General features: G+C 62.4%; 24 protein-coding genes. 15 read left to right on the top strand and 9 right to left on the bottom strand.

Translation table 11 applies throughout. The features are described from left to right. Nucleotides 1-58: 58 nt before the first annotated feature. Together ACTJJN_RS17110 and ACTJJN_RS17105 are read right to left on the bottom strand one after the other, a co-directional pair. A complete protein-coding gene (locus ACTJJN_RS17110; protein ID WP_012052064.1) occupies nucleotides 59-934 on the bottom strand; it encodes a universal stress protein in 876 nt (291 codons plus the stop codon). A gap of 290 nt (nucleotides 935-1,224) precedes the next feature. Continuing rightward, entirely contained in the window at nucleotides 1,225-2,166 is a 942-nt protein-coding gene (locus ACTJJN_RS17105) for a LysR family transcriptional regulator (RefSeq protein ID WP_012052065.1), read from the bottom strand. A 142-nt stretch (nucleotides 2,167-2,308) separates the two neighbouring features. On the opposite strand from ACTJJN_RS17105, the gene ACTJJN_RS17100 reads away from it, so the two are divergent. From ACTJJN_RS17100 to ACTJJN_RS17090, 3 genes are all read left to right on the top strand, one after another. Next, complete coding sequence (locus tag ACTJJN_RS17100; RefSeq protein ID WP_440781453.1) at nucleotides 2,309-3,451, top strand: iron-containing alcohol dehydrogenase; 1,143 nt, start codon at nucleotides 2,309-2,311, stop codon at nucleotides 3,449-3,451. Nucleotides 3,452-3,495: 44 nt separating this feature from the next. After that, nucleotides 3,496-4,839: an MFS transporter gene (locus ACTJJN_RS17095; RefSeq protein ID WP_440781452.1), complete on the top strand. Its 1,344-nt coding sequence runs from the start codon at nucleotides 3,496-3,498 to the stop codon at nucleotides 4,837-4,839. Between the two features lie 138 nt (nucleotides 4,840-4,977). After that, nucleotides 4,978-5,763, top strand: coding sequence for a 2-keto-4-pentenoate hydratase (locus ACTJJN_RS17090; RefSeq protein ID WP_440781451.1), 786 nt, complete (start codon nucleotides 4,978-4,980; stop codon nucleotides 5,761-5,763). Here the strand turns inward: ACTJJN_RS17090 and ACTJJN_RS17085 are convergent. After that, nucleotides 5,753-6,571 carry an MmyB family transcriptional regulator gene (locus tag ACTJJN_RS17085; RefSeq protein ID WP_440781450.1) on the bottom strand — a complete coding sequence of 273 codons (819 nt, stop codon included), beginning with the start codon at nucleotides 6,569-6,571 and terminating at the stop codon, nucleotides 5,753-5,755. The genes ACTJJN_RS17090 and ACTJJN_RS17085 overlap by 11 nt on opposite strands. Before the next feature lie 106 nt (nucleotides 6,572-6,677). Between ACTJJN_RS17085 and ACTJJN_RS17080 the strand changes: the two genes are divergently transcribed. From ACTJJN_RS17080 to ACTJJN_RS17025, 12 genes are all read left to right on the top strand, one after another. Then, nucleotides 6,678-6,992, top strand: coding sequence for a hypothetical protein (locus ACTJJN_RS17080; protein ID WP_012052070.1), 315 nt, complete (start codon nucleotides 6,678-6,680; stop codon nucleotides 6,990-6,992). Then, nucleotides 6,989-7,414 carry an MAPEG family protein gene (locus ACTJJN_RS17075; RefSeq protein ID WP_440781449.1) on the top strand — a complete coding sequence of 142 codons (426 nt, stop codon included), beginning with the start codon at nucleotides 6,989-6,991 and terminating at the stop codon, nucleotides 7,412-7,414. Before ACTJJN_RS17080 ends, ACTJJN_RS17075 begins: the two co-directional genes overlap by 4 nt. 71 nt (nucleotides 7,415-7,485) lie before the next feature. Next, the gene (locus ACTJJN_RS17070; protein WP_014753437.1) at nucleotides 7,486-7,719 is read left to right on the top strand and encodes a hypothetical protein; all 234 of its coding nucleotides are present in this window, start codon (nucleotides 7,486-7,488) and stop codon (nucleotides 7,717-7,719) included. Nucleotides 7,720-8,035: 316 nt separating this feature from the next. Next, a complete protein-coding gene (pstS, locus tag ACTJJN_RS17065; protein ID WP_003254123.1) occupies nucleotides 8,036-9,067 on the top strand; it encodes a phosphate ABC transporter substrate-binding protein PstS in 1,032 nt (343 codons plus the stop codon). Between the two features lie 70 nt (nucleotides 9,068-9,137). Next, nucleotides 9,138-10,106 (top strand): phosphate ABC transporter permease subunit PstC, encoded by a 969-nt coding sequence (pstC, locus tag ACTJJN_RS17060; RefSeq protein WP_004574212.1) that lies wholly within the window; start codon nucleotides 9,138-9,140, stop codon nucleotides 10,104-10,106. Then, complete coding sequence (gene pstA, locus ACTJJN_RS17055) at nucleotides 10,103-10,996, top strand: phosphate ABC transporter permease PstA (protein WP_003254119.1); 894 nt, start codon at nucleotides 10,103-10,105, stop codon at nucleotides 10,994-10,996. The genes pstC and pstA overlap by 4 nt, the downstream gene beginning before the upstream one ends. 50 nt (nucleotides 10,997-11,046) lie before the next feature. Continuing rightward, complete coding sequence (gene pstB, locus ACTJJN_RS17050; protein WP_003254117.1) at nucleotides 11,047-11,832, top strand: phosphate ABC transporter ATP-binding protein PstB; 786 nt, start codon at nucleotides 11,047-11,049, stop codon at nucleotides 11,830-11,832. A gap of 94 nt (nucleotides 11,833-11,926) precedes the next feature. Beyond that, nucleotides 11,927-12,625 (top strand): hypothetical protein, encoded by a 699-nt coding sequence (locus ACTJJN_RS17045; protein ID WP_004574211.1) that lies wholly within the window; start codon nucleotides 11,927-11,929, stop codon nucleotides 12,623-12,625. Continuing rightward, entirely contained in the window at nucleotides 12,625-13,224 is a 600-nt protein-coding gene (locus ACTJJN_RS17040; RefSeq protein ID WP_440781448.1) for a hypothetical protein, read from the top strand. Before ACTJJN_RS17045 ends, ACTJJN_RS17040 begins: the two co-directional genes overlap by 1 nt. Nucleotides 13,225-13,516: 292 nt before the next feature. Then, nucleotides 13,517-14,704, top strand: coding sequence for a porin (locus tag ACTJJN_RS17035; RefSeq protein ID WP_010953581.1), 1,188 nt, complete (start codon nucleotides 13,517-13,519; stop codon nucleotides 14,702-14,704). Nucleotides 14,705-14,844: 140 nt separating this feature from the next. After that, the gene (nosP, locus tag ACTJJN_RS17030; protein ID WP_003254110.1) at nucleotides 14,845-16,008 is read left to right on the top strand and encodes a nitric oxide-sensing protein NosP; all 1,164 of its coding nucleotides are present in this window, start codon (nucleotides 14,845-14,847) and stop codon (nucleotides 16,006-16,008) included. Then, a complete protein-coding gene (locus ACTJJN_RS17025) occupies nucleotides 15,977-17,875 on the top strand; it encodes a PAS domain-containing hybrid sensor histidine kinase/response regulator (RefSeq protein WP_440781447.1) in 1,899 nt (632 codons plus the stop codon). The genes nosP and ACTJJN_RS17025 overlap by 32 nt, the downstream gene beginning before the upstream one ends. 45 nt (nucleotides 17,876-17,920) lie before the next feature. On the opposite strand, the gene ACTJJN_RS17020 is transcribed toward ACTJJN_RS17025, so the two are convergent. From ACTJJN_RS17020 to ACTJJN_RS16995, 6 genes are all read right to left on the bottom strand, one after another. Beyond that, nucleotides 17,921-18,586: a response regulator gene (locus ACTJJN_RS17020; RefSeq protein ID WP_012052074.1), complete on the bottom strand. Its 666-nt coding sequence runs from the start codon at nucleotides 18,584-18,586 to the stop codon at nucleotides 17,921-17,923. A 54-nt stretch (nucleotides 18,587-18,640) separates the two neighbouring features. Next, the gene (locus tag ACTJJN_RS17015; protein WP_012052075.1) at nucleotides 18,641-19,201 is read right to left on the bottom strand and encodes a PQQ-dependent catabolism-associated CXXCW motif protein; all 561 of its coding nucleotides are present in this window, start codon (nucleotides 19,199-19,201) and stop codon (nucleotides 18,641-18,643) included. 268 nt (nucleotides 19,202-19,469) lie between these two features. Beyond that, the gene (locus ACTJJN_RS17010) at nucleotides 19,470-20,252 is read right to left on the bottom strand and encodes an amino acid ABC transporter ATP-binding protein (protein WP_003247711.1); all 783 of its coding nucleotides are present in this window, start codon (nucleotides 20,250-20,252) and stop codon (nucleotides 19,470-19,472) included. Nucleotides 20,253-20,274: 22 nt separating this feature from the next. Next, on the bottom strand, nucleotides 20,275-21,519 hold the full coding sequence (locus ACTJJN_RS17005; RefSeq protein ID WP_012052076.1) for an NAD(P)/FAD-dependent oxidoreductase: 1,245 nt from the start codon (nucleotides 21,517-21,519) through the stop codon (nucleotides 20,275-20,277). A gap of 16 nt (nucleotides 21,520-21,535) precedes the next feature. Beyond that, nucleotides 21,536-22,246, bottom strand: coding sequence for an ABC transporter permease (locus ACTJJN_RS17000; protein WP_003247716.1), 711 nt, complete (start codon nucleotides 22,244-22,246; stop codon nucleotides 21,536-21,538). Then, entirely contained in the window at nucleotides 22,243-22,962 is a 720-nt protein-coding gene (locus tag ACTJJN_RS16995) for an ABC transporter permease (protein WP_003247720.1), read from the bottom strand. The genes ACTJJN_RS17000 and ACTJJN_RS16995 overlap by 4 nt, the downstream gene beginning before the upstream one ends. Nucleotides 22,963-23,048 lie beyond the last annotated feature (86 nt).

The raw sequence follows: 23,048 nt of genomic DNA, 5'->3' as shown, positions 1-23,048 counted from the left end.
GCTTGCACAGCGGCGCCTGCCGAGGACGCTTAGCAGCGTGCTCGGCAGGCACGGTATGCTATGGCGAGACCAGCACATCACACTGCGATTCGTTCAATACATGCTTGGTGACGCTGCCCACCAGCAGTTCCTCCAGCGCGCTTGCCCCCTGCTTGCCGACCACGATCAGGTCGCACTCCAGCTCCTGTTCCTGCTCGGCAATGCGCCAGCCAGGGTCGCCGTGCACCAGGATCTGCCGTGCATCGGCCAGGCCGGCAGCCTCACTCAGCGCCGCGAGCTGTACTTGTGCATCCTTGCGGATGACATTGCGGTAGTGGGTGAGGGTGTCGTGGTCGAGATGGGCGAAGCGCACGCTGGCTTCGAACGGGGCTTCGTACACATGCAGCAGAATGATCTCTGCTTGCGGGGCAATGGCCTTGGCCAATTCGAGGGTGCGCAGTGAAACGGACGAAAAATCGACTGGCACCAGCACGGTACGGTAGGCATCACGAGGGGCCGGCTTGACCACCAGCAAAGGGCAGGGCATGCGGTTGAGCAATTTCTGCACGGTCGAGCCCAGCAGCAGGCGCCGCGCCACGCTCTGGCCCCTGGCCCCACACACCAGCAGGTCGCTGTGCTTGTCCTGCACCACCCGGTTGATCTCCGTGATCACCGAGCCGCTGGCGACCTGCACGCCAGCGGAGATACCGTAACGCTGGAACAGCAGCGCTGCCAGTGCGTGGGTTTTCTCGCCTGCGCAATCCAGTACGCGTTTCAACAGATCGTCATCAGGCGTCACCAACTGTTTGAGGCGCTCGAAGGGTGCCGGGTTGGCAACGTAGAGCAGGTCCAGCGAGGCCTGTTGCGCATCGCTCAGGTAGGCCGCGCGCTCAGCGGCGTTGCGGGCATGTGGGGAAAGGTCGGTGGCAACCAGTATGTGTTTCATCGGGTTCATGTGGGGCTCCTTGGCCAAGGCCGCGCACAGAGATCAAGCGGTAAACCTTGAGCACTGTGCGCCTGGCGGTGCTTGAGTCATTCCTTGCGTGCAGCCATCGTCGCGCGAACCCGGCGCGAGGGCTTGATCTGGATCAATGGCGTGTAGGTGTAGCGGCAGGTCATGCCGGCAACAGCACTGCCGGTGTAGCTGCAAGGCTGATTACCCAGGGCTGGCGGGCCGCCTCATTACTGTCTTGACCCTCAGCCTCTCAGCCCAGATTTCCCAGTGGCTTCTGCCATGAAACCGCATTAACTGTCGCAGCGCTGTCGGCCCTGCAACAGCAGCAGTTCGGTGAGCGTGTCCATGGCCGGTGTTGCCTGGCTGCCTTTACGGGTCACCAACTCGTAGGGGTCGCTGACCGAGGCCATGCTCAAGGGCAGTATGCTGACCTGTTGATTCATTGCACATTGCTGGGCCACGTCGATCGACACCAGCGCAACGAAGTCAGGACGGTTTTGCAACAGCGACAAGGTCGCCAGGATCGAAGTGGTTTCAACCAGGTGCAGCGGGAAGCGCAGCCCGGCATCGTGAAATTCGCGCTCCAGTTGCACGCGCATGGGCATGTTGGCCCGGTAGACGATCCAGCGGCTCTCGGCCAGGTCGGCAAGGCTCAGGCTTGGCGCATGCTTGAGCGGGTGGTCGATGTTGGCGATGACCGCCAGTGTCTCATCCTGGACAAAGGTGCTGGCGAACAGCTGCGGCGTATTGCTGACACTGGTGCGGCACAGGGCGATGTCCAGGCGGCCGCTCTCGATCTGCGTCAGCAGCGACTGGCTGGTGTCTTCGATGATTTCGAACGACATCTGTGGCTGGATGCTGGCCAGCTGTGACACCGCCTTCATCAGCAACGGCACCGCGCCCATGATCGCCCCCACAGCCAGCCGGCCGCCGACCCCACGCAGGATTGCATCTAGATCGTGCCGCAGGTTGGCGATATCGGTCTGTAACAGGCGTGCGTAGCGGATGGCGCAGTGTCCGGCGGCCGTGGGCTCCAGGCCTCGGTTGGTGCGGTTGAACAGCACAGTGCCGAAGGTGGTTTCGATTTCCTGCAAGGCCTTGCTGGCACCAGGCTGGGTAAGCCCGACGCTGCTTGCTGCACCGAGCAGCGAGCGGTGCTCGTCCAACTCGATCAACAAGCGCAGGTGGCGGGCGTGCAGGCGGGACATGATCGAATTGAGCGATGGGGTCATCTGGTATTCGTCCTGGTTATACCGATATGGATTGTTCTCAATACCATGGCCAGCCGCGCATTCCTATACTGGCGCTGCACAGTGTCGCATCCAGTGCCGCTGAAACGCCCAGAACAATAAAGCCAGGAGCCTGCCAAGCCTTATGTCCCTGATCAACTACATCACCCAGATTCAATTCGATATCGGTGCCATTGCCTGCCTGCCTGCCGAATGTGAGCGCATTGGTATAACCAGGCCTTTGATCGTGACCGACCGTGGCGTGCGTGCCGCCGGTATCGTCGATACGGCGTTGAACACCTTCGGCAGCGATACCACACAACTGCCGATCTACGACGGTACGCCATCCAACCCCAACGAGCATGCCGTGCGTGAGGCTGTGGCCATGTTCAAGGCATATGGCTGTGATGGCATCATCGCCATTGGCGGTGGCTCGGCAATCGACCTGGCCAAGGGGGTGGCTGTGTGTGCCCGGCACGACGGCCCGTTGAAGGGCTTTGCGGTGATCGAGGGCGGCCTGGCCCGGATCACCCCGGCAACTGCGCCGGTGATTGCCGTGCCGACTACAGCCGGCACGGGGAGCGAGGTCGGGCGCGGTGCCATCCTGATACTCGATGACGGGCGCAAGGTGGGGGTGATCTCGCCCCATGTGGTGCCCAAGGCCGCCATCTGTGACCCGGCACTGACCCTCGGGTTGCCGGCACACCTCACGGCTGCCACCGGCATGGACGCGATTGCCCACTGCCTGGAAACTTTCATGGCACCTGCGTTCAATCCGCCTGCCGACGGCATTGCCCTGGACGGCCTGTGGCGGGCCTGGCGCTTCATCGAACGAGCCACCCGCGAGCCGGGCAACCTGGACGGGCGCATCAACATGATGAGCGCATCGCTGCAAGGTGCGCTGGCCTTCCAGAAAGGCCTGGGCTGCGTGCACAGCCTTAGCCACGCGCTGGGCGGGATCAACCCGCGCCTGCACCACGGCACCCTCAATGCGATCTTCCTGCCTGCCGTCATCCGCTTCAACCGCACGGCCGAAACGGTGGTGAATGAACACAAGATGCAACGCATCGCCCAGGCGATGGGGCTGGCCGATGACAGCCAGATCGAAGATGCCATTCGCGACATGACCCGTACGCTGGGCCTGCCGACCGGCCTTGGCGAACTGGATGTCAACCCGGACCTGTTCCCGCGCATCGTCCAGGGCGCGTTGGCCGATCACAGCCACCGCACCAACCCACGTGAGGCATCTGCCGAGGACTACCAGTGGCTGCTTGAAGCGTCCATGTAAGCCGTTACCTGCTGTTCAACCAATAACAACAAAAGTGAACGCCCATGAATACCAAATATGCGCAACCCGGGCTTGCCCGCGAAGCTGAAGCGGTCGCCAGCTCGAACCCGTTCAGAAAGTACCAGGTCATCACCGTCAGCCTGTTGTTGGTGATCGGCATCATCAACTACGTCGACCGCAGTGCGCTGTCGATTGCCAATACGTCCATCCAGCGCGACATGGGCATCACGCCGTCACAGATGGGCATTCTGCTGTCGGCGTTTTCCCTGGCGTATGCCTTTTCGCAACTGCCCTTGGGCGTGATCATCGACCGCCTGGGCAGCAAGATTTCGCTGGGGGCGGCCCTGCTGGGCTGGTCGGTGGCACAGACGGCTTCTGGCCTGATCAACAGTTTTTCTGCATTCATCGGGCTCAGGGTGGTGTTGGGAATTGGCGAGGCGCCGATGTTCCCGTCGGCGGCCAAGGCGCTGGCAGAGTGGTTCGAGGCCGAGAAGCGGGGGACGCCGACCGGCATCGTGCTGTCATCGACCTGCATCGGGCCGTGTCTGGCGCCGCCGTTGCTGACGCTGCTGATGGTCACCTGGGGCTGGCGCGGCATGTTCATCGTCACCGGAGTGTTCGGCATTCTGGTTGCCGCCTGCTGGTTCGCCTTCTACAAAAGCAAGGTGCGGTACCTGGCTGAACTGCCTGCCGAGGCGCGTGAGCAACTGCTGGCGGCCCAGGCGCATAAACAGGCGGTGCCAAGCGCCAGGCCCAGTGTGCAGGCACAACTGGCGGCGTGGGCCGAACTGTTCCGCCACAAGAGCACCTGGGGCGCAGTACTGGGCTTCATGGGGGTGATCTACATGCTGTGGCTGCACCTGACCTGGCTGCCGGGCTACTTCGAGCGCGAGCATGGCTTGAGCCTGTACCAGACCGCCTGGGTGGTTTCGCTGGCCTATGTGTTCGGCGCGTTGGGCACCATTGTCGCGGGCCGCATCTGCGACCGCCTGGTGAAGCACGGTGCCAGTGTGCTGGGTAGCCGCAAGCGGGTTGTCGTGACTGCGTTGTTCGCGGCGGCCGCATTCACCGTTCCCCTGTCGTTCGGTAGCGGCTTTCTGCTCAGTGTGGCGCTGCTGTGTTGCGCACTGTTCAGCGTGAACATGGCCAGCTCTACCGCATGGATGATCGCCAACACCGTGGTCGATAGCCAGCGCGTGGCCTCGTTTGGCTCGATCCAGAACTTCGGCGGCTACCTGGCAGGCTCTGTGGCGCCCATCGTGACCGGGTTCAGCATTCAGCAGACCGGGTCCTTCGCTTCGGCATTCCTGATCAGTGCTGCCGTGGCCGCGGTTGCTGCGATGGCTTATGTGTTGTTGTTGAAGCAGCCGGTTTCCACTGATTGCTGAGCATGCACCTGCAGGCGGATTTCATCAGGCAGTTAAATAACAATTTGTGATGATGGGCATCATGACAATATATTTATCATTATCAATTTCAGGCCATAGCATCTGTTGCCCGCCATCGCCTATCTCAATGAGGTCTTGATGAACCGTTCGCTCTTCGTACACCAACGCACTGCAGCCTTGCTACTGCAACACTGGCGCAGCGGTGACCTGCTGACGGAACTGCCCGCCAGCCTCAAGCCCGAGACATTGAAACAAGGCTATGACAGCCAGGACCAGTTGTTTGCTGCTGCCGCAGGCCCGCGCGCCGGGTGGAAGCTGGGCGTCGGCAGCCCAGCTGGCATGCGTGCAGGCAAGTTGTCGCGGCCCTTGATTGGCCAGTTGGAAGCGGGGCGTTGCCATGCCGATGGCGCACATATCCAGCTGCCAGCGGTTACGCCGGTGACCATCGAATGCGAAATTGCCTTCGTGCTGGACCGGGATATTCCTCCGCAAGCCGGGCGCGTACCGGTGAGTGAGGATATTCGCGCCACGTGCGTCACCTTTGAAGTAGTGCGTTCGCGCTTTGTCGACCGCAAGGCTGTCGGCTGGCCAAGTTTTGTGGCTGACAACGTGGGGTTTGAAGCATTGGTGGTCGGCACTAGCCTGGGCGCCGGTATCAATGTGGCGTTGCTCGCCGACCTGGCCGAAACCACCGAGGTGCATGTGGATGGCCAACGACGCGCCGGTGGCTTGTCTGGCGATGCGGCCACCGACCCGCTGGTGTCGCTGGCTCACCTGTACGCGCACGCTGCCGAGCGTGGCCAGACCCTGAAGGCCGGGGATGTGGTGACCACCGGGGCCATGTGCCAGCCGTTCGACCTGCATGAAACAGGCCACCAGGTCAGCGCCAGGTTCCTTGGCCAGACCCTGACGTTCACGCTGTAACGGCCGACCATTGCTCGAACGCTGCCAGCATTCTTTGCCGGGTCTGTGGGTCGGCGGGGATCAGGTGTTCGATGCGCAGTGACTGCACGGTGACATCCTGCGGCATGCCAAAGGTGGTGAACGTGGACAGGAACCGCAACTCGCCATACGGGGTGTTCACGCGGGTCAGCAGCAGAGGGGTGGCTGTCGTCATCAGGCACGGGCTCGACGGGGCCGGCAAGTCGCGCAAGCGCGCTGCCAGTGCCGGATTGCCTGCGGCCTCCCTGGATGCACGTTGCCAGGCTGCAGCGCGGATTTCCGGCGCGTTGGCCAGGTGATCACCCAGGCCACCGGGGCACAGCAGTGTCTGCAGCAGGTTGAGGCCGGTTGCCGGCTGTGCGCTGACACCGGCCATCGCCAGCAGCAGCCCGGTACTGGCGTTGGCGGCGATGACGTCCCAGTGGCTGTCGATGACAATCGCCGGAGCGGGGTTGTTCACCTGCAGAATATGCTCGATGGCAGTATTCACCAAGGCCAGTGCAGGCGCATCGAGTGGCGTGGCGGCGTAGCGGGGCGCGTATCCTGCAGCAACGAACACTTCGTTGCACCGCTCCAGCGGCGCATCCAGGGCCGAGAGAAGGGCATGCAACGTGCCTGGGCTGGCCTTGGCGCGTCCTGTTTCCACACAGCTCAGATGACGCTGTGACAGCCCCGTCAGCAGCGCCAGCTCCAGCTGGCTGAGGTTGGCCTGACGGCGCAGTTCGCGAAGATGCTGGCCCGCTGAGATGTGCGGGTCAGGGGTGCTGCGATGGAACAGATGCTGATTCATGCGTTGCCCTGATCGTCCTTGAGTGCAATGTCCATGACCTCACGGGTCATTGAGTGCAAGCAACCCTATCACTACTGTGCCGGCAAACCCTATCAAGGAGAGCTATATGGGCTTGCGTATCTGCGCGCTGGCAATACTGGTGCTGTTTTCGCTGTATACCGGCTGGACCATGCTGATTGCCGAGCAATCGCTGCTGGCATTCGGGCTGGCACTGCTGGCGCAGCCGGACACGGCCCAGGTGGTCACCGACCTGTACCTGATGGCCGGGCTGGCCGGTTGCTGGATGGTGAGAGACAACCGCATGCGCGCCAGCGCCGGGATCGCGGTGCTGCCTTACCTGCTGCTGACCGTCGTGTTCGTTTCGCTGGGGCCGTTGCTGTACCTGGTGATCAGAGGCGTTGCCGAGGGGCGCCAGCCATGAGCAGTGCCTTGCAGGTCTATGCGCTGTGTGTGGTGATGCTGTTCCTCAAGATGTTCCTGGTTTCCTGCTATCAGGGCTATCACCGCTTGCGCTTCGTCGCGTTCACCAACCCGGAGGACGCTGCCGTGTTCGGGCGCGTCGCCCAGGCCGCAGAACGCCCGCAGGTGATACGGGCTGCCAAGGTATGGGCCAACGACCTGGAGAACATTCCCCTGTTCTTTGCCCTCGGCGGGCTGGCTGTTGCGCTGGAAGCCGCCACGCTACCGGTGTTGTGGCTGAGTGTGGTGTTCACGGTTGCCAGGATCCTGCACACGCTGGCCTACCTGCGCGGTTTGCAGCCTTGGAGAACGTTGTTCTATGGCATCGGGGTCATTTGCCTGCTGGGATTCTGCTTACTCATCACCGCGAGAATAGCCGGCTGAACCAAAATATTGCATGAGTCATCTTGATGCTTTCACATAGCAGTACTAATACTTAAGCACTGCCGAAGGGGATGATCATGCAGACACGCTTCGTTGTGGTTCCCGCAGTGCCACTCAAGAAAGAGGCTTATCCTCGGCGGCTTGGCTTTCCCGCCGCACTGGGGGAGGGTTACGACCTCTACGACACCCAAGACAAGATGCGTCTGAGCCTGAACTTTTCCACCCGTGCCCAAGCCGAGTTCGAATGTGCATGCCGCAACCGCTGTGCGGATGCCGGTGATGCAGGTCTTGCCGGCATCGGTTGATCGCCTGCAGTGGCCAGGTTGTTGTTCCTGGTGCTGCGTTACAGGGTCTTCGCGCTTGCCGGTTTGCCTGAACGGTTGAAACCCTGCGCGTCTAAAAAGTGCCGGCTAATGGGCGAGCGGTGCTTTGGCCTCGTACGGCCGTCATCCAATCGGCAGATTCAAGCGTTAGCGTTGAGGCCGGAGCCGTTTCAGGGTTCCAGCTCGGCGCCTGATGGCACAGTCAATAAGCTCTACCGCGCGGCCTGCCATTCAATAGTCACAAAGTTGTAACACAGCTGATGCAAAGTGTGCCGGCCATCACATGGAGCACATTTTGATGAAACGCCTGATGAAGTCTGCTGCACTCGCCGTTGCCGTTTCCCTTTGCGCCACCTCGGCAGCCTTTGCTGCAGAAAACGTTCGGTTGACCGGTTCGGGCGCCAGCTTCCCTGCACCGATCTACCTGACCTGGTTCAAGGACTTCAGCAAGAACACGGCTGGCGTCACCGTCGATTACCAGTCCAAGGGCAGCGGCGCGGGCGTTCAGGACTTCCTGAACAAGACCGTCGACTTCGCCGCCAGCGACTCGGCCATGAGCGAAGCAGACATTGCCAAGGTTGGCGAAGGCGTGCAGTTGCTGCCAATGACCGCCGGTGAAATCGTCCTGGCTTACAACCTGCCGGGTAACCCTAAAGGGCTGAAGCTGCCGCGCGACGTCTACTCCAATATCTTCCTCGGCAAGATCACCCAGTGGAACGACCCGCAAATCGCGGCGGCCAACCCTGACCTGAAGCTGCCTGCCACCCCGATCACCGTGGTCGTGCGTGCCGACTCCAGCGGCACCACTGCCGTCTTCACCAAGCACCTGTCGGCCATCAACGCTGACTTCAAGCAAGGACTGGGCGAAGGCAACACCGTCAACTGGCCGGCCACCGACAAGTTCATCAAGTCGCCGAAGAACGACGGCGTAACCGCCACTGTCCGCCAGACCCCGGGCGCCATCGGCTACATCGAGTACGGCTTCGCCAAGCTGGCCAAGGTCGACTTCGCCATGTTGCAGAACAAGGCTGGCCAATACGTCGTGCCGAATGCCGAGAGCGGTGCTGAAGCACTGGCGGCGGTGAACATGCCGGAAAACCTGGTGGCCTGGCTGCCTGACCCGGACGGTGCCAAGTCCTACCCGATCACTTCCTATACCTGGATGATTTTCCGCAAGGACAACGGCAACCCGGAAAAAGCCAAGGCCATGCGTGAAATGGTCGAGTACAGCCTGACCAAAGGCCAGACCATCGCCGACTCGATGGGTTACATCCCGCTGCCGCCGTCGGTAGTCGACCAGGTGCGTAAAGCGTCCGCCAACATCCAGTAATACCCAGGCGCTCCCGGTATCGGCATGAAGCCATGCCGGGGGTGTTTGTCCCTTGTCCCGGAACTCGCCAATGAACACTCCTTTTGCCATACCGGATAACCCCGACTCCGCGTGCCAGCCACCGTCTGCGAAAGACTTTCTGGTCGATCGCACCTTCCGTGCGCTTGCGCGCATTGGCGTGGTGCTGGTACTGGCGCTGGTCTTCGCGCTGGTCTACGAAGTCGGCCGCAAGGCACTGCCCGGCATTGAAAAGCACGGTTTTGACGTGTTGTTCGGCAGCGTCTGGGACGTTAACCAAGGCAAGTACGGTATTCTGCCAGCGATCTGGGGTACGCTGTACAGCGCCTTGATCGCCCTGTTGATCGCCGGTTTCTTCGGCGTCAGCATGGCCATTTTCCTGACCCAGGATTTCCTTCCGGCCAAGCTTGCCGCGGTGTTTCGCACCATCGTCGAGTTGCTCGCCGCCATCCCCAGCGTGGTGTACGGCCTGTGGGGCATCTATGTGGTCATCCCGGCGATTCGCCCGCTGACCGCCTGGCTGAACAGCGAGCTGGGCTGGATCCCGTTTTTCGGCACTTCCCTGAGTGGCCCAGGCCTGCTGCCTGCGGCGTTGGTACTGGCGATCATGATCCTGCCGACCATCGCGGCGGTTTCCCAGGATGCGCTGACCAGCGTACCGATGAAAACCAAGCAGGCTGCCTACGGCATGGGGACCACCCACTGGGAAGCCATCCTCAAGGTGATGGTGCCCTCGGCGGCTACCGGCATCTTCGGCTCGCTGGTGCTCGGCCTGGGCCGTGCACTCGGTGAAACCATGGCGCTGGCCATGCTGGTCGGCAACGCCAACACCATCTCCCTGTCCTTGTTCGCACCGGCCAACACCCTGGCGGCGCTGTTGGCGCTGAACTTCCCGGAAGCCGGCCCGAACGAGGTCGAAGTGCTGATGTACGCGGCACTGGTACTGATGTTCATCACCCTGCTGGTGAACGTCCTCGGCTCGATGATCATGCTCTACGCTCAGCGTGGTAACAAACAATGACTGACCTGACGACCCCTGTAGCCGCGCTGCCCAGCCTGCAGCGCAAGCTGGAAGGCCGCGCCCTGCGCAGCCTGGTATTGACCACCCTGGCATGGTTCGCGGCACTGGTGGCCAGCGTGCCGCTGATTTCCGTGCTGTACATGCTGATCACTCGCGGCGGGGCACGCCTTAACCTGGAAGTGTTCACCGAGCTGCCGCCGACCGGCTTCGAGATGGGCGGTGGTTTCGGTAACGCCATGGCCGGTACCTTCGTCATGGTCGGCATTGCCGCCGCCATCGCTGTGCCGGTCGGTATCCTGGCAGCGGTGTTCCTGGCCGAGCTCGGCCCCGACAGCAAGCTGGCCAACGCTGCGCGCTTTGCCGCCAAGATGCTCACTGGCCTGCCCTCGATCCTGGCCGGGGTGTTTGCCTACGCCCTGGTGGTGATGACCACCGGTACCTACTCGGCACCGGCAGGCGGCGTGGCGCTGGCGGTATTGATGCTGCCGATCGTGGTGCTCACCGCTGAAGAGTCGATGAAGATGGTGCCCAAGATCATGAAGGACGCCGCCTACGGCATGGGCTGCACCCGTGCCCAGGTCATCTGGAAGATCGTTCTGCCCACCGGCCTGCCGGCCATCCTTACCGGGGTGATGCTGGCCGTGGCTCGCGCCGCTGGCGAAACCGCGCCACTGCTGTTCACCGCGTTGTTCAGCAACTACTGGATCTACCACGACGGCGACCTGGCGGTGATGAACCCCACAGCCTCGCTTGCGGTACTGATCTACAACTTCTCCGGCATGCCGTTCGACAACCAGCTGGAGCTCGCCTGGGCGGCCTCGCTGGTGCTGGTAATGATCGTGCTGGTCATCAACATTTTGAGCCGAGTCTTCGGCAAGCCCAAGTATTGAGAAAGGGAGCATCCAACTTGAACGTATCCACTGCGCAAAGAGCCGCTCCCATGGTCAGCGAAGCCCCCATCGTCATGGACTGCAAGCTCGACAAGATTTTCTACGGTAACTTCATGGCCGTGCGTGACAGCCATGTGCCGATCAGGAAAAACGAGATCACCGGTTTCATCGGCCCTTCGGGCTGCGGCAAGAGTACCGTGCTGCGTAGCTTGAACCGTATGAATGACCTGGTGAAGGGTTTCCGTTTCGAAGGCCATGTGCACTTCCTTGGGCAAGATGTCTACGGCAAGGGTGTCGACCCTGTTGTAGTACGCCGCTATATCGGCATGGTGTTCCAGCAGCCCAACCCGTTCTCGATGAGCATCTTCGACAATGTGGCCTTCGGCCTGCGCCTGAACCGCTACAAAGGCGACTTGGGCGATCGCGTGAAGCACGCCTTGCAAGGCGCCGCGCTGTGGGACGAAGTGAAGGACAAGCTCAAGGTCAGCGGGCTGTCACTGTCCGGTGGCCAGCAGCAGCGCCTGTGCATCGCCCGTGCCATCGCCACCGAGCCGGAAGTGCTGTTGCTGGACGAGCCCTGCTCGGCACTCGACCCGATTGCCACCCGCCGCGTGGAGGAGCTGATGGTCGAGCTGAAAAAGGACTACACCATCGCCCTGGTGACCCATAACATGCAGCAGGCGATTCGTGTGGCCGACACCACCGCGTTCTTCTCGGTGGATATTTCCCAGGGCACCCGCACCGGCTACCTGGTCGAGATGGGCCCGACCGCGCAGATTTTCCAGAACCCGCGTGAGCAACTGACCAGCGACTACATCAGCGGCAAGTTCAGCTAAGCCATACAAGCTCAAGGTGGCCGGGTGTTGCAGCCAGGAAGGTTGCAACACCCGGCCGCGTTACCTTCCGTTAAAGTGTTACCCGGGATTACCAATGCGAGCGACGCGTCGTCTTGATCTGTCAGCGGTAGAGCGCGCACTGCGCGAGGTGCAGGGCCGTTTTGCCGAACTCAGCCAGCATTTCACCGAACCGCGGGACCCGTTTACCGACGAGGTGCTGCTGAATGTGGTTGAAGGCTATGCGCTAATTGACGACTATGTCGCTCGCGGTATCGACCTGTTCGACCTGCAACAGCTGAACCTGATGCTGGAAATCAATGCCACCGTGCTATGCGGCAGCGATCCGGCCCGTCGCCTGGAATTCGCCCCGCACCTTGCGGCAACCGAAGCGCACTTTTTCAACAACGTGGAAGGTGGCATCAAGGATTTGTACAACTGGTACTGCGCGTACCGCAGCGATTCCATCTGGAAGCGGGCAGCGGGTGTGTATGTACGGATCCTCAGCAAGCCGCAGCTGTTCATCGAAGGCAACAACCGCACGGGTTCGCTTATTGTCAGCTATTTGTTGATGCGTGCCGGGCTGCCGCCATTCGTGCTGTCGCTGGACAACGCCGAGGGTTACTTCAACCCGTCCTCGGTCATACGCAACTCCGCCAAACACGGTGTCAAGGCTTTGTACGAACTCCCCAAGATCAAGAAAAAGTACGCCGCGTTCCTGGAAGCGAAGGCGCCTGAGCCCGGCAAGTTCTTCCTGAACGGCACGCCCGTGCCTGCCTGTGAGGGGAGCCGCTGATGCAAGGTTCATCCCTGTTCGCACGAGGACGGCAAGCCATCGAACGCAAGCTCAAGCGTGGCCAGGTACGCATTTCGTTCGATATCGACGACACGCTGGCCTGCCTGCCCGAACACGCCGCCGCCGAGGACAGCAAGCTGCCGGGTTTCGTCCATCGCTGGCTGGGTGAGCCCCTGCGCAGCGGCACCCGCGAACTGATCCGCGACCTGCGCCGCCAGGGCTGCAGCATCTGGATCTACACCTCCTCGGGGCGTACCCCGGCTTACATCCGCCGCTGGCTGATGCTTTACGGCATTCATGTCGATGGCGTGGTCAACAGCGATCGGCACCAGCACATCCTGGCCCAGAACGGGCTGGAAAACTCACCCTCCAAGCTGCCTTCGGCTTTTGATATCGATCTGCACGTAGATGATTCCGAAGGTGTGCGCCTGGAAGGGGTCGACCACGGTTTCCGCGTGGTGGTGGTGTGCCCGAAGGATGAGCACTGGGCGCAGAAGGTGAAGGAGGCGGTGGTGGATGTGCAGGCACGGCTGGCCTGGCAGCAACCGCATCGCTATGAGATGCCCGCTTGTCAGCGTTCGCAGGCACTGGCTTCCTGAAGCCAGGAGATTCCGCTCAGACAATGTAATTGGGGCTGCTTTGCAGCCCTTCGCGGGNCCCGCGAAGGGCCGCAAGGCGGCCCCGGTTCATTCAATCGTATGGATGCCCGCTTGCCACTCCTGCCTAAGCCATAAGTCTCGAACCCAGACCCAAGCAGGTACCGGGACCAAATCACCGGGCCACACCCTCCCGCCCCAAAGCACTCGCCACCCCACGCCAAAGCAGCGTTTCTGGCAATTTGCCCACTTCTGATAATCGCCTCCGACATCCCGTCCCCGTTTGGAGCGCGCCATGCACAACAACAATAAGCACCTGCCGCCTCGTTTTCTCGCAGCCGCCATCGCCAGCTTTTCTGCGCTTGGCCTGAGCAGCGTCGCCGAAGCCGAGATCATGCTGTACGACAAGGACCAGACGACGTTTTCCACCGATGGCTATATCAACGCCTTCTACGTCAACAGCGAGGTCGATCGCGAGGGCGAGCAGTTTGACCGCCGCCAGTCGCGGGTGAAGATGGGCTTCTTGCCCAACTACCTCGGCTTCAACATGGGCAAGCAGGTGGATGACCTGAAGCTCGGCGCGCGTGCCTCGTTCTGGGTAACCATCAACGACAGTGAAACCAACGGCACCGACACCGCCATCGACGTGCGCCAGTTTTACGGCACGGTGGCCAATCCCGAGTGGGGCGAGGTGCTGATCGGCAAGGACTTCGGGCTGTTCGCCCGCTCCAACATCCTGCTCGACGAACTGCTGGCCGGCTATGGCCAGGTCAGCGACACCCTGGGGCTGGTGGACGGCGGCGGAGTGTCGTTCGGCAACATTGGCAGCGGTTACCCATACCCGTTCCCTACCTCACAGATCACCTACCGTACGCCCGTGATGGAGGGCCTGCGGGTGGCGGTGGGCATCATGGACCCGGTGGACACCAACGACAGCAGCCCGACCGGAAAGGCCTACCAGGAAAACCCACGCACCGAGAGCGAGATCACCTACCAGTTCGACCTGGGTGGGGCGCAGATCTACAGCTGGGTCAACGGCAGTTACCAGACCTCGGACAATACTGACTCCACGGTAGAAACGATCACTTCCAAGGGGGTGGGTTACGGGGTGCAGGCAAAGATGGGCGGCTGGTCGCTGACCGGCTCGGGGTTCCAGGCCAAAGGCATCAACCCGTTCTTCACCAACAATGCCGGCGAACCGGTTTTACGCAATGTCGACAGTGATGGCTACCTGCTGCAGGGCTCGTACAAGTTCGGCAAGAACCGCGTGGCGCTGTCCTATGGCAAGACCAAGGACGATGGCAACGGTGCGGTTGGCAGCGGCGCGGACTACGAGACCCGGGGTGTGGCGCTGTTCCATGACATCAACGACAACCTGAAACTGGTGGCCGAGTACAACCAGTTTTCCATCGACGGGCATGACACCAGTGCGCAGAACGAAGACACCGATACCTTTGCGGTGGGCGCGGTGTTGACCTGGTAAGCGGCCGGGGCCGCTAGGTGGCCCCGAATGACACGGTCTTTTACGCCCATGGAACCGCCCACCCGCTACCCAAGTAGCATTCGTCACCCACCACCACCTCCTTAAACTGATCACTCAGCCACCCCGTGCCGGAGACCACGATGCAGCAGGCTCATAACGACGGTGTGGTCAGTGCCATGTCGCAGGCTACCGACGCACGGCTGGCCGCTCAGGACCTGGCGCGGCAGTTGCTGCACCCGCACCTGGGGTTCGTGCTGTTTTTCTGCTCCGCCGAATACGACTTGCAGGCTTTGGGCGAAGCGTTGGAACAAGACTTTGGCGGTATACGCCTGGTCGGCTGCACCAGCGCCGGTGAAATCACCCCGCTGGGCTACGGCCGCAATTGCGTGACGGCGGTGGGCTTCGATCACCGGCACTTTTCGATCGCCACCGCGTTGATCGATGAGATGGAGCGCTTCAGCCTGATCGACGCGCAGCAGATGGTCGAGCGGCTGGTCGGCACCTGCCGCAGCAATACCCTGGCGCCAATCAAGGGCCACAGCTTTGCACTCACGCTGCTCGATGGCTTGTCCAGCCGCGAGGAGATGGTGCTTGCCGCACTCAGCGCAGCCCTGGGGGATATCCCGCACTTCGGCGGCTCGGCCGGTGACGACAACTACCTGAACCGCACCCATGTGTATTACGGCGGTACATTCCACAACGGTGCAGCCGTGGTGGTGCTGGTCAACACCTGGCTCGACTTCGAAGTGTTCACCACGCATCACATCCTGCCGCGCCAGGAAAAGCTGGTGGTCACCGGTGCCGACAGCGCCCAGCGCCGGGTTTTCGAACTGAATGCCGAGCCGGCGGCCGAGGAATATGCCCGCCACATTGGTGTGCCCGTGGCTGCGCTCGATCACCGGGTGTTCGCCGCCCACCCGCTGGCCGTGCGCATTCATGATCAGTACTACGTGCGGGCGATCCAGCAAATGCACCCTGACCTCAGCTTGAGCTTCTACTGCGCGGTGGAGAACGGCATCGTGCTCACGGCCATGACCCCGGGCCCGCTGTTGCCGAACCTGCACCAGCTGTTCGATGGCCTGCACCAGCGTCTCGGACCGTTGCTGCTGACCATCGGTTGTGATTGTTTCCTGCGGCGGCTGGAACTGGAGGCCCATCACGGCCTGGAGCCGGTCGGCGCGTTCCTGCGCGAGCAACGGGTGATCGGCTTCAACACCTACGGAGAACAGTTCAATGGCATGCACATCAACCAGACCTTCACCGGGGTCGCCATTGCCCGCAACCGGCCTCCTGTCGGTCGCTGAACTGCAGGCCGAGCTGACCCGGCTGCAGCACCAGAACCACAAGCTGCAGCGTATCAATGACGCACTGATCGAGCGCATCGAGTCGGGCGTGACCCGGGGCAACGACCCCTACGCCGCGTTCCAGCATTCAGTGGTGCTGGCCGAGCAGGTGCGCGAACGCACCGATGCGTTGAACCAGGCCATGGCCGAGCTCAAGGCCGTCAACCGCCTGCTCAGCGAGGCCCGGCAGCGGGCCGAGACGGCCCATCAGCACCAGATTCGCCTGATTACCGACAACGTCCCGGCGCTGATCGCCTACCTGAACGCCGATCTGGTCTACGAATTCACCAACAAGGTTTACGAAGAATGGTATTGCTGGCCGCATGGCGTGATGCTGGGCCAGAGCCTGCGCGAGGCCCACAGCGAGCAGCATTACCAGCGCCTGGAAGGCTACGTGGCGCGGGCGCTGGCGGGGGAGAGCGTAACGTTCGAGTTTGCCGAGACCAATATCAACGGCCAGGAACGCTACATGCTACGTTCCTACGTACCGAACCGCCTGGCCAGTGGCGAAGTGGTGGGTATCTTCGTGCTGATCCGCGACATCACCGAGCGCCGCAACACCGCACAGGCGTTGCACCAGGCCTATCAGCACCTGGAGCAACGGGTGCGCGAGCGCACTGCCGAACTGACCAGCCTCAACGACCAGTTGCTGCGCGAAATCGAAGAGCGCAGCCAGGCCGAGTCGCGTCTGCGCGAGGCCAAGCGCGAGGCCGAGCAGGCCAACCTGTCGAAAACCAAGTTCCTTGCGGCGGTCAGCCATGACCTGCTGCAACCGCTGAACGCGGCGCGGCTGTTCACCAGTGCGTTGCTCGAGCGCGACGAACCGCAAAACGCTGCCCACCTGGTACGAAATGTCAGCAATTCGCTGGAGGATGTGGAAAACCTGTTGGGTACCCTGGTGGATATTTCCAAGCTCGATGCCGGGGTGATCAAGGCCGATGTCGCCCCGTTCGCCCTCCACGAACTGATGGACAACCTGGCTGCCGAATACGCCCAGGTGGCGCGTAGTGAAGGGTTAGAGCTGCATTTTGTGGGGTGTTCTGCCGTCGTGCGCAGTGACATCCAGCTGCTGGCGCGCATCCTGCGCAACCTGCTCAGCAATGCTATCCGCTACACCCGCAGCGGGCGCGTGGTGCTGGGGTGTCGGCGCCAGCGCGGTGGCGTGCGGATTGAAGTGTGGGACAGCGGCATCGGTATTGCCGAAGAACACCTGGAAGACATGTTCCTGGAGTTCAAGCGGGGTGATGTGCAGCGCCCGGACCAGGACCGTGGGCTGGGCCTGGGCCTGGCAATCGTGGAGAAGATCGCTGGCATCCTCGGCCACCGGATTCGCGTGCGGTCATGGCTGGGCAAAGGTTCGGTGTTCGCTGTCGAGGTGCCGCTGAGCGCCACTGCACCCAAGGCCCAGCCAAGCCAGGCGATCTGCGAGCCGATGCTCGAACGCCTGCGCGGGGCGCGGGTGTGGGTGCTGGATAACGATGCGGCGATTTGTGCGGGCATGCGTACCTTGCTGGAAGGTTGGGGCTGCCGGGTGGTCACTGCGCTGTCGGAGGAAGACCTGGCGCGCCAGGTGGACAACTACCATGCCGAGGCCGACCTGCTGATTGCCGACTACCACCTGGACAATGACTGCAATGGTGTCGACGCCGTAGCGCGGATCAATGCCCGCCGCGCCCAGCCGCTACCGGCGCTGATGATCACGGCCAACTACAGCAACGATCTCAAGCAGCAGATCCGCGAGCTGGGTTACACGCTGATGCACAAGCCCGTAAGGCCGATGAAACTCAAGACGGCGATGAGCCATCTGCTGGCCAGTGGCGTGGCATAGCGGTTGGCCGCTTCGCGGGGTTACCCACGAAGCCGTCGGAACAGGTCAACGGCGCAGATAATCAGCAAAATCGATATCGCCAGCACTGAGGATGGCTTGTACCCGGTTGTGCACATTAAGTTTGCGCAAGATCGCCGAAACGTGGGCCTTGACGGTGGTTTCGGCGATGTCCAGCGTGTAGGCGATCTGTTTGTTCGATTCGCCTTTGGTCATGCGCTCGAGCACCAGCAGTTGCTTGCGGGTCAGGGCCTGGAGCATTTCCGGCGGGAAGCTTGGGGCATCGTTATGGCGCCGGCTGGTGCTGTTTTTTTGTGCGCGGATGATGTCTGGCGGCAGGTAGACATTGCCATTGAGGATCTGCTCGATCGCTTCGATCATCTGTGAGCGTGGCGACGACTTGGTGATGAAGCCCACGGCACCGTAGGTAATGGCCTGCAGCACGATCTGCTTTTCCTGCTCGGCCGAAACGATGACCACCGGCGTGGTCGGCGCCTCGTTGCGCAGGGTGATCAGGCCATTGAGGCCGTGCATGCCGGGCATGTTCAGGTCGAGCAGGATCAGGTCGAGGTCGTCATGCGCCTGGGTCAGGGCCAGGGCGCTTTCAAGGTCCGCGGTCTCCATGACCTCGCTGCCCTGGAAGCCATCGCTGATGACATTGTGGATGGCTTCGCGAAACAGGGGGTGATCGTCGGCAATCAGAATTTTGTACATGGCCTTTTCACCTTGTTTTTATTGGATGGAGCGGGGCACGCATACACAGGCATTTCAGGGGAACGGCACCGGTTGTGCCGGCTGCAATGGCAGGTTGGCTTGCTGCCATGCATCCAGGCCGTCGCGGTACCAATACAGGTTGGTATAGCCCAAGGCTTTCGCGCGTTTTACCGCGTTCCAGCTTAACCAGCAATCGGAGCGGCAGTAAAAGACCAGTGGTTGGTCCGGGTGCCCGGCCGTGGCTTTTTGCAGGTTACGCACGAAGTAGTCCTGCCATGCCGGGCTCAGTTCGCCGTCGCCGGCGTTGGCCAGCCACAGGCTGCCGGGGAGGTTGCTGTGAGGTTCGTCTTCGATGAAATGACCTTGCAGCCATTGGCGGCGATAGACGTCGATCAGCACCGGCCTGGGCGTCTGGCCCAGCAGGCTTTGCAAAGTGGCGGTGTCGACGACCTGGCCGCCTTCGACCTGTTGCGGGGTCGGGCTGCGATAGTGCGTGGTGCGATAGCCGTCGGCGGAGAACAGCGGCGCCGTGTCAGCCTGGGCGATGCCTAGCGTCAGGCTCAGCGAAAGTACCGCCAGCAAAGAGCGTGGTAGCCGGGGCAGGGCACGTGGCATGGAGGTTTTTCCTTTTTGTTATGGACTCATTACATGCCAGTGGCGGTGCTTTGTGAATGCGACGATAGACAGTAAATGCAGTACTAAAGTAGTAGATGGCCGGGCGCCTGAGGGCAGGGAGACGCCCAAGGTGTGGGAGCGGGCTTGTGTCGCGAAAGGGCCGCAAAGCGGCCCTCGGATTTCAGCACTGTACATAGATTGCCGGGGCTGCTGCGCAGCCCTTTCGCGACACAAGGCCGCTCGCACACGTTCAGTGACAGGTCTTCAATCAGTGCAGTATCTGCGCCAGGAACGCCTTGGCGCGCTCGGTGCGCGGCTGGTTGAAGAACACCTGCGGCGGGCTGTCCTCGATGATCTGCCCACCCTCAAGGAACAGCACCCGCTCGGCGACCTGCCGGGCAAAGCCCATTTCATGGGTGACGCACAGCATGGTCATGCCCGTGCCCGCCAACTGCACCAGCACATCCAGCACCTCGGCGACCATTTCCGGGTCCAGCGCCGAAGTGGGCTCGTCGAACAGCATGATCCGCGGTTTCATGCACAGCGCCCGGGCGATTGCCACGCGCTGCTGCTGGCCGCCGGACAGCTGGCTGGGGTACTTGTGCGCCTGGCTTTCGATGCCGACCTTGCTCAGGTACATGCGTGCCCGCTCCTCGGCGTCCTTGCGTGACAGCCCGCGCACGCTGGTGGGGGCCAGCAGGCAGTTGTCGAGCACGCTCATGTGCGGGAACAGGTTGAAGTGCTGGAACACCATGCCGATGTCGCTGCGTACCTGTGCGGCCTCGCGCGTGGTGGCCGCCAGGTCGATGCCGTCCACCTGGATGCTGCCCTGCTGGGCGACTTCCAGGCGGTTGATGCAACGGATCAGGGTCGACTTGCCCGAGCCGGACGGCCCGCACAGCACGATGCGTTCGCCTTCGCGCACCTGCAGGTCGATGTCACGCAGCACGTGGAACGCGCCATAGTGCTTGTTCAGGCCTTCGATGCGTATCAGCACCGAACGCGGGTCGGGTTCGGGGGCAAGGGTGGCAAGGCTCAGTGGTGCGGTCATCTTGTTGTTCTCCCGCGTGGGTTCAGTCGAAACGGGTCGCGCTGTAAGGCGCGGGGTCGGTGAAGGGGGGCTCGCCAGTGAGCAGCTCGGCCAGCAGCCGGCCGCAGACCGGGCCCAGCGTGAGGCCGTGATGGGCATGGCCGAAGTTGAACCACAGCCCTGGGTGGCGCGGCGCCGGCCCGATCACCGGACGCATGTCGGGCAGGCAGGGGCGGCGGCCCAGCCATGGCGTGTCGTCCAGACGATCGCCGAGGGCCGGGAACAGCTTGCGCGCCAAGGCCTCGCAGCGGCCCAGCTGAATCTGATTGCCAGGCGCGCTGGCTGCGTCGAACTCGATGCCGGTGGTCAGGCGCACGCCGCGCGCCATCGGCGCCAGTACATAGCCGCCTTGGGTGTCGCAGATCGAGTGCTCCAGCTGAGCGCCGTCACGGGTGCTGTAGTGCATGTGGTAGCCCCGCTTGATGGCCAGCGGGATCTGGTAGCCCAGGCCGCTGAACAGGTCGGCTGACTGAGGCCCAAGGCAGGCCACCACCTCGTCGGCAGTGATCGGGCCACGCTGGCTCTCTACCCGCCATTGGCCATTGGCCTGGCGCAGGCTGCGCGCATCGCCATGCACGAACTGCCCGCCGCGCTGCAGGAACAGCGCCGCATAGCCACGGGTGAGCGCGCCGGGGTTGTTCACGGTTTTCGGGTCGAGCCAGTGGATGCCACCGACCACGGTGGCGTCCAGCTGATGTTCACGTGCCTGCAGCTGCCCGCATTCAAGGATTTCGAACCGCAAGCCGTAGCGGCTCAGGCCCTTGGCATCGGTTTTTGCCTGCTCGAACAGCGCGGGGTCGCGGAACACTTCGATCCAGCCTTTGGCTTGCACCAGGCCCTCCAGGCCGGCGGCAGCGATCAGCGCGTCATGCTCGTCGACACAGCGCTGCACCAGCGGCAACATATCGGCGGCGGCGCCGGCCAGGCGCCCGGGTGCCGACTGGCGCCAGTAACGCCACAGCCACGGTGCGGCCTTGGGCAGGTGCGCCAGGCTGTAGCGCACATCGGGCTGGCGGTTCAGGCCGTAGCGCAGCAGTGCGCCGAGTTGCCGCGGGAAGGCATAGGGGATGACACTGGAGCGCTCGATCAGCCCGGCGTTACCGTGGCTGGTGCCGCTGCCCGGTTCGTCGCGGTCGATCAGAATTACCTGGCGCCCGCGTGCCTGCAGGTGCAGCGCGGTGCTGACGCCGACGATGCCGGCGCCGAGGACAAGGGTCTGGCAATGCATGAAACGTATCCTTCGGTCAGTTCAGGTGGCGGCCCAGGCGGGCTTCCAGGTGTTTCAGCAGGCGCCGCACCAGTTCGACGATCACCAGGTAGAGCACGGCGGCCCACAGGTAGATCTGGAAGTCGAAACTGCGCGAGAAGGCCAGTTTGGTCACGCCCATCAGGTCGTAGATCGTCACCAGCGAGGCGATCGCGCTGGCCTTGATCATCAGGATCAGTTCGTTGCCCAACGGGCCAATGGCTACCAGCAGCGACTGCGGCAATATCACCTTGAAGAACGTGGTCGAGCGCTTCAGGTTCAGCGCCCGCGCCGCTTCATGCTGGCCAGGCGCAACCGCCATCAGGCTGCCGCGGAAGATCTCGGCCTGGTAGGCGGCAGTGTTCAGGGTGAACGCCAGCAAGGTGCAAAACCACGCATCCCGGAAGAACCACCACAGGCCGACGTCCTGCCAGAAGCCCTTGAGCGAGCCCAGGCCGTAATACAGCAGGAACAATTGCGCCAGCAGCGGCGAGCCGCGGAAGAAGTACACGTAGCCAGCTGCCATGCGCTGCAGTACCAGGCTGCGAGACAGGCGGGCAAGGGCCAGCAGAAGGCCGAGCACAGCACCCAGGCTGAAGGAAATCGCCACCAGCTTGGCGGTTACCAGCAGGCCGTCGATGAAGCGCGGGCCGTAGCGTTCCAGCAGGTCGGGGTCAAGCACCATTGCCAGCAGTTGATCGAAGCTCATGCGCGTGCTCCTTGCAGGTGGCGGTTGCTGCGCCGTTCGATGTAGGCGAACACGCGCCCCGACAGTGCCGCGAACAGCAGGTAGCCCAGGCAGGCGACACCGTAGAAGAACATCGGCTCCTTGGTTACGCTGACCGCCAGGTTGGTCTGGCGCATCAGGTCTACCAGCGAGATGGTCGACACCAGCGAGGTGTCCTTGAGCAGCGACAGCCAGTTGTTGGACAAGCCGGGCAGGGCGATGCGGGTCAGTTGTGGCAGCAGCACCTTGAAGAAGCCGGTGCGCTTGCTAAGCCCAAGCGCCGAGCAGGCTTCCAACTGGCCTTTGGGCAGGGTCTTGAAGGCAGCCAGCCAGATCTCGCTGGAAAACGCGGCGAACACCAGGCTGAAGGCGATCATCGCGGCGAGGAAGGTGTTGATGAGGAACTCACCTTGGTAGCCCATGGCGGCGAGGATCTTCTGCGCGGCGATCTGGCAGCCGTAATAGATGATCAGCAAGGTCAGCAGCTCGGGCAGGCCGCGGAAGACGGTGGAAAAAGTGGTGGCCCAGGCCCGTGGCAGGCGTTTGCGTGAGCGCGCCGCCAGCGCGACCACCAGGCCCAGTGGCAGGCCGATGGGCAGGCAGGCCAAGGCCAGGGAAACGGTAACCAGCGCGCCGGCCAGCAACGCCTGGCCCCAGCCTCCGCTGGCGAAAGACAGCAAGGACAATTGATCGAGCATGACGAACCTCTTGGGCGGGTTATGCGGCCTTGTGGGAGCGGCCTTGCGTCGCGACAGGGCTGCGTAGCGGCCCCAGGGTTCATGCA

Origin of the sequence: Pseudomonas sp. 22515 (genome assembly GCF_052044625.1) — a bacterium.
Lineage (GTDB): Bacteria > Pseudomonadota > Gammaproteobacteria > Pseudomonadales > Pseudomonadaceae > Aquipseudomonas > Aquipseudomonas alloputida.
Note: the sequence above shows the minus strand (reverse complement) of the source record. Positions and strands in the feature narration are given on the sequence as shown.

What these genes read in the sequence shown, in the direction of transcription:
- ACTJJN_RS17110 (WP_012052064.1), bottom strand. Translation starts at nt 934, where the DNA reads ATGAACCCGATGAAACACATACTGGTTGCCACCGACCTTTCCCCACAT.
- ACTJJN_RS17105 (WP_012052065.1), bottom strand. Translation starts at nt 2,166, where the DNA reads ATGACCCCATCGCTCAATTCGATCATGTCCCGCCTGCACGCCCGCCAC.
- ACTJJN_RS17100 (WP_440781453.1), top strand. Translation starts at nt 2,309, where the DNA reads ATGTCCCTGATCAACTACATCACCCAGATTCAATTCGATATCGGTGCC.
- ACTJJN_RS17095 (WP_440781452.1), top strand. Translation starts at nt 3,496, where the DNA reads ATGAATACCAAATATGCGCAACCCGGGCTTGCCCGCGAAGCTGAAGCG.
- ACTJJN_RS17090 (WP_440781451.1), top strand. Translation starts at nt 4,978, where the DNA reads ATGAACCGTTCGCTCTTCGTACACCAACGCACTGCAGCCTTGCTACTG.
- ACTJJN_RS17085 (WP_440781450.1), bottom strand. Translation starts at nt 6,571, where the DNA reads ATGAATCAGCATCTGTTCCATCGCAGCACCCCTGACCCGCACATCTCA.
- ACTJJN_RS17080 (WP_012052070.1), top strand. Translation starts at nt 6,678, where the DNA reads ATGGGCTTGCGTATCTGCGCGCTGGCAATACTGGTGCTGTTTTCGCTG.
- ACTJJN_RS17075 (WP_440781449.1), top strand. Translation starts at nt 6,989, where the DNA reads ATGAGCAGTGCCTTGCAGGTCTATGCGCTGTGTGTGGTGATGCTGTTC.
- ACTJJN_RS17070 (WP_014753437.1), top strand. Translation starts at nt 7,486, where the DNA reads ATGATCATGCAGACACGCTTCGTTGTGGTTCCCGCAGTGCCACTCAAG.
- pstS (WP_003254123.1), top strand. Translation starts at nt 8,036, where the DNA reads ATGAAACGCCTGATGAAGTCTGCTGCACTCGCCGTTGCCGTTTCCCTT.
- pstC (WP_004574212.1), top strand. Translation starts at nt 9,138, where the DNA reads ATGAACACTCCTTTTGCCATACCGGATAACCCCGACTCCGCGTGCCAG.
- pstA (WP_003254119.1), top strand. Translation starts at nt 10,103, where the DNA reads ATGACTGACCTGACGACCCCTGTAGCCGCGCTGCCCAGCCTGCAGCGC.
- pstB (WP_003254117.1), top strand. Translation starts at nt 11,047, where the DNA reads ATGGTCAGCGAAGCCCCCATCGTCATGGACTGCAAGCTCGACAAGATT.
- ACTJJN_RS17045 (WP_004574211.1), top strand. Translation starts at nt 11,927, where the DNA reads ATGCGAGCGACGCGTCGTCTTGATCTGTCAGCGGTAGAGCGCGCACTG.
- ACTJJN_RS17040 (WP_440781448.1), top strand. Translation starts at nt 12,625, where the DNA reads ATGCAAGGTTCATCCCTGTTCGCACGAGGACGGCAAGCCATCGAACGC.
- ACTJJN_RS17035 (WP_010953581.1), top strand. Translation starts at nt 13,517, where the DNA reads ATGCACAACAACAATAAGCACCTGCCGCCTCGTTTTCTCGCAGCCGCC.
- nosP (WP_003254110.1), top strand. Translation starts at nt 14,845, where the DNA reads ATGCAGCAGGCTCATAACGACGGTGTGGTCAGTGCCATGTCGCAGGCT.
- ACTJJN_RS17020 (WP_012052074.1), bottom strand. Translation starts at nt 18,586, where the DNA reads ATGTACAAAATTCTGATTGCCGACGATCACCCCCTGTTTCGCGAAGCC.
- ACTJJN_RS17015 (WP_012052075.1), bottom strand. Translation starts at nt 19,201, where the DNA reads ATGCCACGTGCCCTGCCCCGGCTACCACGCTCTTTGCTGGCGGTACTT.
- ACTJJN_RS17010 (WP_003247711.1), bottom strand. Translation starts at nt 20,252, where the DNA reads ATGACCGCACCACTGAGCCTTGCCACCCTTGCCCCCGAACCCGACCCG.
- ACTJJN_RS17005 (WP_012052076.1), bottom strand. Translation starts at nt 21,519, where the DNA reads ATGCATTGCCAGACCCTTGTCCTCGGCGCCGGCATCGTCGGCGTCAGC.
- ACTJJN_RS17000 (WP_003247716.1), bottom strand. Translation starts at nt 22,246, where the DNA reads ATGAGCTTCGATCAACTGCTGGCAATGGTGCTTGACCCCGACCTGCTG.
- ACTJJN_RS16995 (WP_003247720.1), bottom strand. Translation starts at nt 22,962, where the DNA reads ATGCTCGATCAATTGTCCTTGCTGTCTTTCGCCAGCGGAGGCTGGGGC.